The organism is Paenibacillus sp. AR247 (assembly GCF_002968895.1).
Taxonomy (GTDB): Bacteria; Bacillota; Bacilli; order Paenibacillales; family Paenibacillaceae; genus Paenibacillus_AQ; species Paenibacillus_AQ favisporus.
This window is the reverse complement of record NZ_PCZT01000009.1, coordinates 587,414-600,060: the sequence shown is the minus strand read 5'-3', so window position 1 is coordinate 600,060 and position 12,647 is coordinate 587,414. Positions and strand designations below refer to the sequence as shown.

At 54.2% G+C, this 12,647-nt stretch carries 10 protein-coding genes and 2 pseudogenes; 8 read left to right on the top strand and 4 right to left on the bottom strand.

Annotated elements, in window-relative coordinates:
• Positions 1–1,142, top strand: a 1,142-nt coding sequence (locus tag CPT76_RS37235) for a DUF4179 domain-containing protein (protein WP_105442917.1), incomplete at its 5' end; no start/stop codon positions are given.
• Positions 1,143–1,228: 86 nt separating this feature from the next.
• On the opposite strand, the gene CPT76_RS10785 is transcribed toward CPT76_RS37235, so the two are convergent.
• Positions 1,229–1,657 carry an Lrp/AsnC family transcriptional regulator gene (locus CPT76_RS10785; protein WP_105442916.1) on the bottom strand — a complete coding sequence of 143 codons (429 nt, stop codon included), beginning with the start codon at positions 1,655–1,657 and terminating at the stop codon, positions 1,229–1,231.
• A gap of 136 nt (positions 1,658–1,793) precedes the next feature.
• Here CPT76_RS10785 and CPT76_RS10780 point away from each other — a divergent pair, with 136 nt between their 5' ends.
• The 3 genes from CPT76_RS10780 to CPT76_RS42475 all read left to right on the top strand — a co-directional run bounded on the left by CPT76_RS10780 (position 1,794) and on the right by CPT76_RS42475 (position 4,311).
• A complete protein-coding gene (locus tag CPT76_RS10780) occupies positions 1,794–2,546 on the top strand; it encodes an MBL fold metallo-hydrolase (RefSeq protein ID WP_105442915.1) in 753 nt (250 codons plus the stop codon).
• Between the two features lie 92 nt (positions 2,547–2,638).
• Entirely contained in the window at positions 2,639–3,499 is an 861-nt protein-coding gene (locus tag CPT76_RS42480; protein WP_308737558.1) for a glycoside hydrolase domain-containing protein, read from the top strand.
• Positions 3,448–4,311, top strand: coding sequence for a glycoside hydrolase domain-containing protein (locus CPT76_RS42475; protein WP_308737557.1), 864 nt, complete (start codon positions 3,448–3,450; stop codon positions 4,309–4,311). The genes CPT76_RS42480 and CPT76_RS42475 overlap by 52 nt, the downstream gene beginning before the upstream one ends.
• Positions 4,312–4,448: 137 nt before the next feature.
• Here the strand turns inward: CPT76_RS42475 and CPT76_RS10770 are convergent, their stop codons facing one another.
• From CPT76_RS10770 to CPT76_RS10760, 3 genes are read right to left on the bottom strand one after another with little or no spacing between them, the layout of a single operon-like run.
• A complete protein-coding gene (locus CPT76_RS10770; protein WP_105442914.1) occupies positions 4,449–5,423 on the bottom strand; it encodes an electron transfer flavoprotein subunit alpha/FixB family protein in 975 nt (324 codons plus the stop codon).
• A gap of 27 nt (positions 5,424–5,450) precedes the next feature.
• Positions 5,451–6,218, bottom strand: a complete 768-nt coding sequence (locus CPT76_RS10765) for an electron transfer flavoprotein subunit beta/FixA family protein (RefSeq protein WP_105442913.1) — start codon at positions 6,216–6,218, stop codon at positions 5,451–5,453.
• Positions 6,219–6,244: 26 nt separating this feature from the next.
• Complete coding sequence (locus CPT76_RS10760) at positions 6,245–6,826, bottom strand: fatty acid metabolism transcriptional regulator FadR (protein ID WP_076165412.1); 582 nt, start codon at positions 6,824–6,826, stop codon at positions 6,245–6,247.
• Between the two features lie 190 nt (positions 6,827–7,016).
• Here CPT76_RS10760 and CPT76_RS10755 point away from each other — a divergent pair.
• From CPT76_RS10755 to CPT76_RS10740, 4 genes and pseudogenes are all read left to right on the top strand, one after another.
• Positions 7,017–8,636, top strand: a pseudogene (locus CPT76_RS10755) ((Fe-S)-binding protein); the annotation flags it as partial.
• 22 nt (positions 8,637–8,658) lie between these two features.
• On the top strand, positions 8,659–10,842 hold the full coding sequence (locus tag CPT76_RS10750) for a 3-hydroxyacyl-CoA dehydrogenase/enoyl-CoA hydratase family protein (RefSeq protein WP_146116215.1): 2,184 nt from the start codon (positions 8,659–8,661) through the stop codon (positions 10,840–10,842).
• Positions 10,755–11,432 (top strand): annotated as a pseudogene (locus CPT76_RS10745) (acetyl-CoA C-acyltransferase); the annotation flags it as partial. The gene CPT76_RS10750 and the pseudogene CPT76_RS10745, both read left to right, overlap by 88 nt.
• Before the next feature lie 67 nt (positions 11,433–11,499).
• Positions 11,500–12,647: acyl-CoA dehydrogenase family protein (locus CPT76_RS10740; protein WP_181152938.1), on the top strand; the 1,148-nt coding region annotated here is incomplete at its 3' end.

Genomic DNA, 12,647 nt, shown 5'->3' with positions numbered 1-12,647 from the left:
TTAAGCAAAAGGAGATGCCGCAAGAAAGCTACGCCAATCAAATTATGGAGAGGCTGAATGAAATGAGTAGATCCAGCAGAAGCGAACGTATCGGAAGAGGAACCTGGAAGAAAAAGGCGGCGATTAGCGTAACAGCTGCAGCCATGCTTGGAGGCGTGGTGATGGGAAGCGGCTTCGTGTCCCCTGTCATGGCGGATGCTTTGAAAAACGTGCCGTGGATCGGCAGTGTGTTCCAATACAATTCGGACAGTACTTTGCAGAAGGCCAGCACTACAGGACTGACAACTGCGCCGAACTTGAGTGTAACCAGGGACGGGGTAACGCTCAGCATTAAAGAGGTGATGTTTGATGGAACCCGGCTTGCATTCGCCATTGAACGTCAGGGCCTGGACGACGATACGATGCTCTCCCCTTATCCACCGGCAGGGGCGAAGGATGAGAAGGGGAACCTGATCCAAACCGTTCCATTGGAACAGCAGAAAAAAGGGTCTATCTATATGCCGGAAGTCCGCATCCAAGGTAACAGCAAATTTTTCGGTATGTTCACGGACGCTGTAGGCAAAACGAAAGATGGCCAATTGATCCGAAACATGGCCATGTATGAATTGACGAAAGGATTGACGGAGCTAAACCTCCCCGAAGCGTTTGACATGTCCGTAAAACTGAGCGTCACCGGGATCCAGGAACCGTTTGAATTCGTCGTTCCTGTCAAAAACCTGGCGAAAGGAGCCGTCGTCCTTCATCCGGATCAAACGCAAAGCAGCGATGACTTCAGCTATACGGTCAAGCAGGTGGATCTGACGCCGATAACGACACGACTCGTACTGGACAGCAAAGGCAGCGTTCCCGTGACATCAGAGCAAACAGGAGATTTAAGCCCGAGCAAAATGTACTACGACATCGTGGATCAGGATGGGAATCCGGTGCAGCAGAACATGATCGGATACTTCAACAGCAGCCCGGGTACTGAATACCATGAAGACGAGGCCTACAAACCGTTTGCTAAAACGCCGTCCTCCATTACGATCAAGCCTTATACATTGACTGTGAAAAAGGATTGGACCATCGTGTCCGACAGTAAGGGGGAACCGCTTAAAACTTATCATAAAGATCTCGAAATGACGATTCCGGTCGTCCAGTAACAAGCAAATTATAAAAGGTTATAAACTCTGCAAAAAAGAGCTCTTATTCCATCTCGAACAGGGATGGGGAGCTCTTTTTTGATGGGCTATTTTAGCTGGCCGATGGACAAATTGACCTTATAATTGCCGAACTGAACCATCTCGCCCAGAAGGTCATTGAGGTCCATCGGGGTTGGCACCTGCACCCGAAGGAGATAACATCCTTCACCGCTGATCCGGTGAGCCTCCACGATGGGCTGGGTACGCTGGATGTAATGCTGGAACGAAGCATGCGTATCCGCGGATTTCATAAAGACCGTAATAAAAGCACTGACCTGGAGTCCGAGCTTGCCCGGATTGCACCGAAGGGTATAACCCTCGATGATCTCCAGATCCTGGAGCTTCCGGATGCGGGCACCCACCGCCTGACCGGTGAGATGTACCTTTTCTCCGATCTCCTTGTTGGACTGGAGAGAATTTTCCACCAGCAGCTGCAATATTTTAAGGTCGATCTCATCGATATCTTGTTTGCTCATCTTGCCCTTCACTCCTTTCACCGTGAAAATATAGCTACCAATATCGTTTCGCCAGGCTATGTAAAAAACACGTTTTCCTGTTTTATACTGGTATCGTGAATAACAGAATCATAAACCAAACCGGGAGTGAATGGAAATGAAAATTCAATTAATCCGCAATGCCACATTGTTTATTGAATATGCCGGTGTAACTCTTCTCGTCGATCCGATGTTCAGCGAGAAGGAGGCCAACCCGCCGGTAATCAATACCGCCAACGAACTGCGCAACCCGCGGGTACCCCTGCCAGTGGAGGTGGAAAAGCTCGTGCAGCCGGATGCGCTGCTGGTCACCCACCGGCATCCGGATCACTGGGATGAGCCTGCTCAGAAGCAAATCAGCAAGGAAACGGCAGTATTCTGCCAGCCGGAGGACGAAGGTGAGATCCGGGCAGCCGGGTTTACCGGCACGACACCGGTCGAAAGCAGCGTTACGTTTCAAGGAATCACTGTGACCCGTACCGGAGGTCAGCACGGAACGGGAGAAATCGGGAAACAGATGGGGCCCGTGTGCGGTTTTGTTCTTCAAGCCGAAGGCGAGCCGACGGTCTACATTGCAGGCGATACAATATGGTGCCGTGATGTTGAAGAGGCGCTTGATGCTTACCAGCCGGATCTGACGATTGTTAACGCCGGCGGCGCCCGCTTCGTGACGGGGGATCCGATCATTATGGATGAGAATGACGTGCTTGCGGTTCTGCGCCATCAACCAGATACCCGAGTGGCTGCCGTTCACATGGAAGCGATCAATCACTGCTTTGTAACAAGGGATGACCTTAGAGATGCGATAGAAAAGGCGGGATACAGCAGCAGGGTAATCATTCCGGAAGATGGGGAAGTGTTTGCAGATTAAAAAATATTTATTTTGGATTTTTTAAAGAGGATGCCGGGGACGGATAGCGAAGGATACAGCATACCGTTTGAAAGCGAGGGATCATTGGCTCAATGAATCAGAATCAAGTATTTCAGACCAGGCTTCTCAGCTCGTTATCCAAAGTATTTCCGGATGGACAGGGAACCGAACATCCCGTGACCGGCGGGTCGATGCTCAGTAATGAAACGTATGCTTTTCAAGCTGCTTACCGGACGGACAGCCCGGTAAATGATCTTAAGGTCATCGTAGACGCGCCGGCTGCACTGCAGGTTACGGTACGCCGGGTTGGCCTCGTGCCGTCCGGTTTTCCCGTATATCCGGATCACGATGAACATGTCCTGCGTGCGGAACCCGGATTATTTCCGGATCCACTGTATCCGCTGGATGAAGATCAAGCTATTGCAGCTGCACCGGGAGAGTGGCAAAGTGTCTGGATCACACTTCAGACGAAAGGTCAGACGCCGGCGGGAAGCTACCCGATCACCGTCCGTTTTACATCCGGGGATGGGGAAGTTGCCGGAGAGGAGACTTTCCAGCTGGAGCTGATTCCGGAGGAGCTGCCTCCCCAGAAGCTGATACATACCGAATGGTTCCATGCAGACTGCCTGGCGACCTATTACAATCTGGACGTATTCAGTGAAGAACACTGGCAGGTGATCGGTCAATTCATTGATACGGCCGTAAAGCATGGCATGAACATGATTCTGACGCCCGTCTTTACGCCGCCGCTGGACACCGAGGTCGGCGGAGAGCGGCCGACGGTTCAGCTTGTGGATGTGACTGTCACAGGGGAAAATCAATACGCGTTCGGATTTGACCGGCTCGCAAGATGGGTTGAGCTGTGTGATGAGAAGGGCATCCGCTATTTTGAATTTTCCCATTGTTCACGCAGTGGGGGGCGAAGCATGCGCCGAAGATCATCGCATCCGTAGACGGAAATCCACAGAAGATTTTCGGATGGGAGACCGATGCCACCGGTGAAACGTATCGTCTGTTCCTGGAGCAGTTTGTTCCGGCGCTAACGGAATGGATTGATGCCAATAACCTGTCGGAACGAAGTTATTTCCACATCTCCGATGAGCCCGGGGCGGATCACCTGGAGTCTTATGGCTATGCAAGCAAGCTGCTGGGCGGTCTGCTGCAAGGATTCCCGATCATCGACGCCCTGTCGGACTATGATTTTTTCGAAAATGGTTTGGTGAAAACGCCTATTCCGGCCAGCAACCATATTGAGCCGTTTCTGGAGCATAACGTCCAGCCGCTCTGGACGTACTATTGCTGTTCCCAATATAAAGAGGTGGCTAACCGCTTCATGTGCTTCCCTTCGGCCCGCAATCGGATTCTGGGCTACCAGCTGTACAAGTTTGACGCCGCCGGATTTTTGCATTGGGGTTATAACTTCTATTATTCGCAATACTCCAAAGGCGAGATCGATCCGTACGAAACGACCGATGCCGGCAAAGCTTTTCCGTCAGGCGATCCGTTTATCGTGTATCCGGGACCTGGCGGCGTGCCGGTCGAATCGATCCGGCTTGAGGTCATGAACGAAGCGCTGCAGGATTTGCGTGCACTCCAGCTGCTCGAATCGAAAATCGGCAGGGAGAATGTGTTGAAGGTGTTGGAGGAAGATTTGCCCGAGCCGATCACGTTCAGCCGCTACCCGCGCGAAGAAGAATGGCTGATCGCCAAGCGCGAATGGGTGAACCGGAAGATTAAAGAAGCTTTAGCTTCGGCAAACGTCTGAGCTGCCGCGTTGTTCCTTTGAACACCGATTCATACACGACAAGACAAGGAAAAAGCATTCGTCAAACCGGTAGTGAACCGGCTGACGAATGCTTTTGTTTTTTTGAAATATGTGGCTTCATCACGTCCAACGAGCCGTTAAACCAGCACCTTGCGGAACTCGCGGGTGAGGAGCGGCACGACCTCGAACAGGTCCCCGACGATACCGTAATCCGCCACTTTGAAAATCGGCGCTTCGGGATCCTTATTGATCGCGATGATGACCCGCGACTGACTCATCCCTGCCAAATGCTGGATCGCGCCGCTGATGCCACAGGCGATATATATCTCCGGCGTTACGACCTTGCCGGTCTGGCCAATCTGCATCGAATAATCGCAGTAGCCTGCATCGCAGGCCGCCCGGGAAGCGCCCACCGCGCCGTGCAGCACATCCGCCAGCTCTTCGAGCGGCTTGAACCCTTCGGCACTCTTGACGCCGCGGCCGCCCGAAACGATAATTTTCGCTTCGGTCAGGTCAACCTTGCCGGACGTCTTGCGCACGATGTCCTTTACGATCGAGCGGAGGGAGCCGGAAGGGGCGTAATCGATCTCGATGATCTCCCCAGGCGAAGATACACTTGGTGCGGGAGACACATTGTTCGGGCGGATCGTCACGACCTGCGGGCCGCCGGTGAACGACTTTTGCTCGAACGCTTTGCCTGCGTAAATCGGCCGGGTGTAGACCGCTTCGCCGCCGTTCTGCTCGATCGCCGTCACGTCTGAAATCTGCCCGGCACCCAAATGGGCAGCGATTTTCGGCGCAAGATCCCGGCCCAGTGCCGTATGACCAAGGATGACCACGTCAGGCGTCACCTGCTCAAACACGCTTTGCACGACATCAAAATAAGCTTCAGCGTTGTAGATTTCCAGCTCGGGGTGGTCCACGGCGAAGACCCGGCCTTCCACATAGCCCGCCAGATCTGCAGCAAGGGTCGTAATTTGCGACCCGATCAACACGGCAGCGACGGCGTCCCCTTCATTTTTGGCAATGGAGGCCGCCTGAAGCGCTTCCAACGAAACCTGACGCAGGCTGCCACCGCGGACCTCAGCTACGACCACAAACGTTTTACTCATTCGGGATTCCTCCTTTTATCGGTTTCATCAAATCAGCTTGGCTTCGGTACGCAGCAACTGGACCAGATCTGCGGCCTGCTGGGCCAGGTCTCCCTTCAGTATTTGCCCGGCCTTGCGCTCAGGCGGCAGGGTGAGGGAGAGGCGGTTCGTCTTGGCGGCCACATCCGCTTCGGTTAGTCCGAGATCGCCAAGTCCGAGACGCTGGAACGGCTTCTTCTTCGCCTTCATAATGCCGGGCAGCGACGGATACCGCGGCTCGTTAAGCCCTTGCTGCGCGGTGAATACCGCAGGAAGTGCGACCTCCAGCGATTCGGTATCGCCTTCGGCGTCCCGCTGCACGGATGCTTTTCCGCCGGCAATGTCCAGCTTCGTGATCGAGGAAGCGTGAGGCAGGCCCAGCAGGTGGGCTACCCTTACAGCGACCTGACCTCCGCCGGAATCTACAGAGAAGTTGCCGCCGAGAATGAGGTCTACGGACTGCTGGCCAAAATAGGCCGCCAGCGCTGTGGCGATGCTGAACTCGTCGCCGGGAATACTATCGCCGTCAATAAGCACGGCTTCATCGGCGCCCATGGCCAGTGCCGTTCTCAGCGCCTCGGCCGTGCGCTCCGGTCCCACTGAAACGACGGTTACGGTACCGCCGTGCGCATCCCGCTGCAGCAACGCTTCTTCTACCGCATATTCGTCGTACGGATTGATGACGTACTTGACCCCGTCGTCGGAAATCTGTCCATTCGAAATGACGATTCGTTCCTCCGTGTCGAAGGTTTGCTTCAGCATAACGTAGATATTCATGCGGACAAGCTCCTCTCTCAAACGCGTTATTTTAAACCTTTTAAGAAAAACTCAACTGTCTTATCCACCTGAGCGGAAAGGGAATACTTTCGGCCGGAGATAAGCCAGGAGGTGACCACTTCATCCATCGCCCCAAAAATCAGCAGGCGTGTCAGCTTGACATCGAGGTCTGCACGGAACGATTTCTCGGCAATCCCCTGTTCAATGATATGCTCGATCAGCTGAATGTAGGGCTTGACGACAAGCCCGATGGCTTTCCGCAGCTCCAACGAACTCTGACGCAGCTCGATTTGTGTCACATAAGCCAGATTGATGTTGTTTTCGAGCTCGGTAAAGTGTATTTCGCAAACTTTGCGGAGGGCTTCATCGGCGGTATTCGTTTCCTTCACGCTGCTGTTGAACATGGAGACCAGATTTCCGAGACGGGCTTGAAACAGAGAAATAAGGATATCTTCCTTGTTTTTAAAATATAAATAAATCGTACCGTCCGCGACGCCTGCCTCCTTGGCGATCCTCGAAATCTGGGAGCCGTGATAGCCGTTCTCCGCGATTACTTTTAAGGCTGCATCCAAAATCAACTCATATTTTTCCAATTTTCTACTTGTCATCAGGCCACCCCGGTGTTAGAATTCAAATAACTGAATGAATCCTCATTCATTTTTCTTAATCTTATGGGAAACAGTGCCAGTTGTCAATGTTTTCAAGGTAAGATTTTATTTTTAAACAAGCTTTGTAACCGCTTACGAAATGTAACCCGTCACCAAACTTAGGTGAATACGAAGAAAGGACGGATGACAAATGGTGTGGCCAATCGTCAATTTACTCCTGTTTCTCGCTGTGACCGGGTACGGTATTTATTTGTTCTGCCAAGCGGTGTATCACAGACTTCTGTACGTGAAGCTCGGCAAGCCGGTGGATTTCCGGAAGCAGCGTGAAGGCAGATGGGGCGAGTTCCTGGGACAGGTGTTCGGCCAGAAAAAGCTGCTGAAGGACCGGAAGAGCGGCATTATGCACGTGGTGATCTTTTACGGCTTCATCATCCTTCAGTTCGGCGCGCTGGATCTCATTATCAAAGGACTGACAGACGGCGGCCACCTTCCGCTTCCCGCGTACGACGTATTCGGACTGCTTCAGGAGATCACGGTGTTTCTGGTCCTTGTAGCGATGGGATATGCCGCTTACCGCCGGTATGGCGAGAAGCTTGCGCGCCTCAAGAAAGGGTGGAAGCCGAGCATTGTCGTGTTCTTTATCTTCTCCCTGATGCTGTCTGTGCTGCTGTCGCTTACCTTCGAAAGAATCCGGCTTGACCTCGAGCCATCCGCTTATGCACCTATATCCTCAGCGATTGCGGCCATCTTCTCCGGCATGTCCGGGACGGCGGCATCCATATTGTTCTACATCTTTTGGTGGGCCCATCTGCTTATTCTGCTATCTTTTCTCGTCTATGTTCCTCAATCGAAGCATTTTCACCTCATTACCGCACCGGTCAATATTTGGCTGGGCCGCTCCGAACCTGTTGGCAAGCTGAGCAAGCTTGACCTCGAAGATGAAGAAGCCGAATCGTTCGGCGTCGGCAGGATCGAAGATTTTACGCAAAAGCAGATGATCGACTTCTACGCTTGTGTGGAATGCGGCCGCTGCACGAACGTCTGCCCGGCTTCCAATACCGGCAAGGTACTTTCGCCGATGCATCTTATTACTAAACTACGTGATCATTTGACGGAAAAGGGTACAGCCGTTACCGGTAAGTCGCCGTATGTTCCCGAATATGCTTTTGCCGGGAGTGGAGCGCATGCATTGGATGCAGCCGTGTCCGAAACCCATCCCGATTGGTCATCAGCGGACGGCGTGACGGATATTCGCCCGACGCTGGCATGGCAGAAGGCCACCTGGACCCATCAGGACACAAGTCCGCAGGACATGAACTTGATCGGCGACGTCATGACCGAGGAGGAGATCTGGTCCTGCACCACCTGCCGCAACTGCGAGGATCAGTGCCCGGTTGGCAACGAGCATGTCGATAAAATCATCGATTTGCGCCGCCATCTCGTGCTGATGGAGGGAAGCATGCCGGCAGAGGGGCAGCGAGCCCTGCAAAATATCGAACGGCAAAGCAATCCCTGGGGATTGAACCGCAACGACCGGGCCAACTGGACCGGCGAGGTGGAAGGCATCCGGGTGCCAACCGTCAAGGACAATCCGCAGTTTGAATATTTGTTCTTCGTCGGATCGATGGGCTCATACGACCTGCGCAGCCGCAAAATTTCCAAGGCGTTTGTCCGCCTGCTGAATGAATCCGGCGTAAATTTCGCCATCCTCGGCAACGAGGAGAAAAATTCGGGGGATACGCCCCGCCGGATGGGCAATGAGATGCTGTTTCAGCAGCTGTGCATGGAGAACATCGAGATTTTCGAAAAAATGAAATGGAGGCAAGCACACAATGAACAAATCCATTCGCAAGGCAGCCGTCATCGGCTCAGGAATTATGGGTTCCGGCATTGCTGCACATCTGGCCAATGTCGGGATCCCGTGCTTACTGCTGGACGTCGTTCCGACTCAGCTGACAGAGGAAGAGACGAACAAGGGGTTGACACTGGAAAATCCGGCGGTACGCAGTCGTCTTGCAACTTCAGCCATTGAGAAGCTCAGCAAGATCAAGCCGGCTCCGCTATATGATCCTGCGTTTGCTTCCCGGATTACGCCGGGTAACCTCGAAGACCATCTGCCGCAAATTGCAGGCGTCGACTGGGTCATCGAAGTGGTGGTCGAGAATCTGGAAGTGAAGCAGCAGCTTCTGAAACGCGTAGAGCAGCATTGGAAACCGGGTACGGTGGTCAGCTCGAACACGTCGGGCATCTCGATCAACGAGATGGCGGCCGAATGCGGCGAATCGTTCAGAAAACACTTCCTGGGTACGCATTTCTTTAATCCACCCCGTTATATGAAGCTGCTTGAAATTATCCCCGGACGGGACACGGAGCCGGAGCTCGTGGCGCGTATGAAGGATTTTTGCGAAAGGGTGCTCGGCAAGGGCGTCGTCATCGCCAAGGATACCCCTAACTTTATTGCGAATCGGATCGGTACTTACGGCCTGCTGGTGACTCTGCAGGAAATGTTGGAGAAGGGCTTCACGGTGGAAGAGGTCGATGCGGTGACCGGACCGGCGATGGGGCGTCCGAAGAGCGCTACCTTCCGCACGCTGGATCTGGTGGGGCTCGACACGTTCGTTCATGTCGCGGATAACGTCCGGATGAACGTCGAGAATGAGCGCGAACAAGCGGTTTTCACTTCGCCGGAAGTGCTGACGGGCATGGTGGCACGCGGCTGGCTCGGGGAGAAGAGCGGGCAGGGCTTCTATTTGAAAAAGAAAACGTCGAGCGGGAGCGAGATTTTATCGCTTGACTTGAAAACGCTGGAATATGTGCCGCAGATGAAGCCCAAATCGGCATCGTTGGAGGCCGCGAAAATGGCCAAGGGAGCCGGAGCGAAAACAAAGGCGCTCCTCGGGGCGAAGGACCGCTACTCGGATCTGGCCTGGGACATTCTGAAGCAGGTGCTTGTCTATTCGGCTGAAAAGGTGGGCGAGATCGCCGATTCGGTCAAGGAAATCGACGATGCCATGAAATGGGGCTTCTCCTGGGAACTCGGACCGTTTGAGACCTGGGACGCCATCGGCCTGGCCCGGTCCGTGGAGCGGATGGAAGTCGAAGGCTTGACCGTTCCCGCCTGGGTTAAAGAGTGGGTCGCCGCGGGACACAAGTCCTTCTATAAGCAGGAGGAGGGCCGGCTGTATTCGATTCACGTGGCGTCGGGCGCATACCGTGAGGTAGAACATCCGGAAGAAGTCATCAATCTGCGTAACCTGAAAGAGCAAAACAAGGTGGTAAAAGGAAACAGCGGAGCCAGCCTGATCGACATTGGAGACGACGTCGCCTGCCTGGAATTCCATTCGCCCAACAATGCGATCGGCGAGGACATTCTCTCCATAATTACGCAGAGCATTGACGAGGTGCGCAGCAATTTCAGAGGACTCGTGATTGCCAACCAGGCACGCAACTACTGTGTGGGAGCCAACATTATGCTGCTCCTCATGGAAGCACAGGACGAAGAATGGGACGAAATTAACGAAATCATCCGGAAATTCCAGTACACGATGTACGCGCTGAAGCGGTTTGAAAAGCCGGTCGTGGCCGCGCCGCACCGCATGTGCCTCGGTGGCGGCGTCGAATCCTGCATGCCTGCCGACCTGGTCATCGCAGCGCCGGAGACGTATTACGGTCTTGTCGAAGTCGGCGTCGGCCTGATTCCCGCCGGTGGAGGGTGCAAGGAACTGGCGCTGCGGGCGAGCCAAACGGCCGGTCTTCCGGATGCGGATCTGCAGCCGCACATCAATCACATTTTCCAAACCGTGGGGACGGCGACAGTATCGACGAGCGGCCACGATGCCAAGCGTCTCGGATACTTGCGGCCAAGTGACCGTGTCGCGGTGAGTCAGGATGTTNACGATTTATCAGGCGAAGCAGGCTGTTCTCGGTCTGGGCTGCGAGATCGCACGCCAAGGCGGCGCAGGCGATTGCGGAAGGCAAGTTCCAGGACGAAATCGTGCCGGTTCAGGCCGAACTAAAAAGCGTAGATGAGAAAGGCAAAGTGCAGACGAAAACCTTCGAATTCCGGGTGGACGAAGGCGTGCGAAGCGACACGACAGTAGAGGTGCTGGGCAAGCTGAAACCGGCGTTCAAGCTGAACGGATCGGTCACGGCGGGGAATGCGTCCCAGGTCAGCGACGGGGCTGCGGCGGTCGTTGTCATGAGCCGGGAAAAAGCCGATGAGCTTGGCCTGCAGCCGCTCGCGACTTTCCGCTCCTTCGCGCTCAGCGGCGTCGAGCCGGAAATTATGGGCGTCGGTCCGGTCAAGGCGATTCCGAAGGCGCTGCAGATGGCCGGAATTACGCTGGAAGACGTGGATTTATTCGAAATCAACGAGGCGTTCGCCTCCCAGTGCGTCCACATTATCCGGGAGCTTGGCATCGATGAGGAGAAAGTGAACGTCAACGGCGGCGCGATTGCGCTTGGGCATCCGCTGGGCTGCACGGGCACGAAGCTGACGACGACCCTGATCAGCGAGCTGAAGCGGCGCGGCGGCGGTTACGGCGTGGTATCCATGTGCATCGGCGGCGGCATGGGCGCCGCGGGCGTGTTTGAGGTTCATCCGTAAGCAGAAAGCGTTCTACAGTGATTTGGTTTTTATATTAAAAATTCATATCGCAAAGGAGACGGGAACGATGAGCACAACGATGAATAAGGTGATCGGCGGCAGTTATATCATTGAGGACACAGACTTTCACAATATGGTGACCCCGGAAGATTTTACGGAAGAACACCGGATGATCGCCGAGACGACGGAGGATTTTGTGGCCGGTGAAGTGGTGCCCCATGACGAAGCGATCGAAAAACTGAATTATGAGCTTACGGTGGAGAAGATGCGCAAAGCCGGTGAACTCGGCCTGCTCGGTGCCGACGTACCGGAGGCCTATGGAGGGCTTGGCCTGGATAAGGTAAGTTCGACGCTGATCAGCGAGCGGCTGACCAAGGCATCCGCATTCGCGTTATCGATCGGGGCCCATGTCGGTATCGGCACGCTGCCGATCGTCTATTTCGGCACGGAGGAGCAAAAGCAGAAATACCTGCCTGCTCTGGCAACCGGCGAGAAGATCGCCGCCTACTGCTTAACGGAGCCTTCCTCCGGTTCAGATGCGCTGGGGGCGAAAACGACAGCCACCTTATCCGAAGACGGTGAATATTATGTATTGAACGGCAGCAAGCAGTTTATCACGAATGCCGGTTTCGCCGACCTATTCATCGTGTACGCCAAAGTTGACGGCAAGGACTTCAGCACCTTTATCGTGGAGCGCACAATGGAAGGCGTCAGCATTGGACCGGAAGAGAAAAAAATGGGAATAAAAGGATCGTCCACCTGTCCGCTGATCCTGGAGGATGTGAAAGTGCCTGTAGAGAATCTGTTATGGGAAGTAGGCAAGGGGCACTTGATCGCCTTCAACATCCTGAATATCGGACGCTTCAAGCTGGCCGCCGGTTGTGTAGGCGCCTCCAAAGATACGATTGAGCTGGCTGCCAAGTACGCGAACGAGCGCGCGCAGTTTGGCCGTAAAATCTCCACTTTCCCACTGATCGGCAAAAAGCTGGCGGATATGAATACGAAAACGTACGCGCTCGAGAGCATGGTTTACCGCACGGCAGGTCTGTTCGATGTTGGCCTTGCCGAAGTGGATCACAGCAGTCCAGAAGTGGGCTATCAATCGGCCAAAGCCATTGCCGAATATCAGCTTGAATGCTCGATCAACAAGGTGTTCGGTTCCGAAACGCTGGATTTCGTCGTCGACGAAGGCGTGCAAATCCATGGCGGATACGG

Bases quoted from the DNA above. Each gene is read 5' to 3' on its own strand.
- CPT76_RS10785 (WP_105442916.1), bottom strand. From the start codon at position 1,657: ATGAGCAAACAAGATATCGATGAGATCGACCTTAAAATATTGCAGCTG.
- CPT76_RS10780 (WP_105442915.1), top strand. From the start codon at position 1,794: ATGAAAATTCAATTAATCCGCAATGCCACATTGTTTATTGAATATGCC.
- CPT76_RS42480 (WP_308737558.1), top strand. From the start codon at position 2,639: ATGAATCAGAATCAAGTATTTCAGACCAGGCTTCTCAGCTCGTTATCC.
- CPT76_RS10770 (WP_105442914.1), bottom strand. From the start codon at position 5,423: ATGAGTAAAACGTTTGTGGTCGTAGCTGAGGTCCGCGGTGGCAGCCTG.
- CPT76_RS10765 (WP_105442913.1), bottom strand. From the start codon at position 6,218: ATGAATATCTACGTTATGCTGAAGCAAACCTTCGACACGGAGGAACGA.
- CPT76_RS10760 (WP_076165412.1), bottom strand. From the start codon at position 6,826: ATGACAAGTAGAAAATTGGAAAAATATGAGTTGATTTTGGATGCAGCC.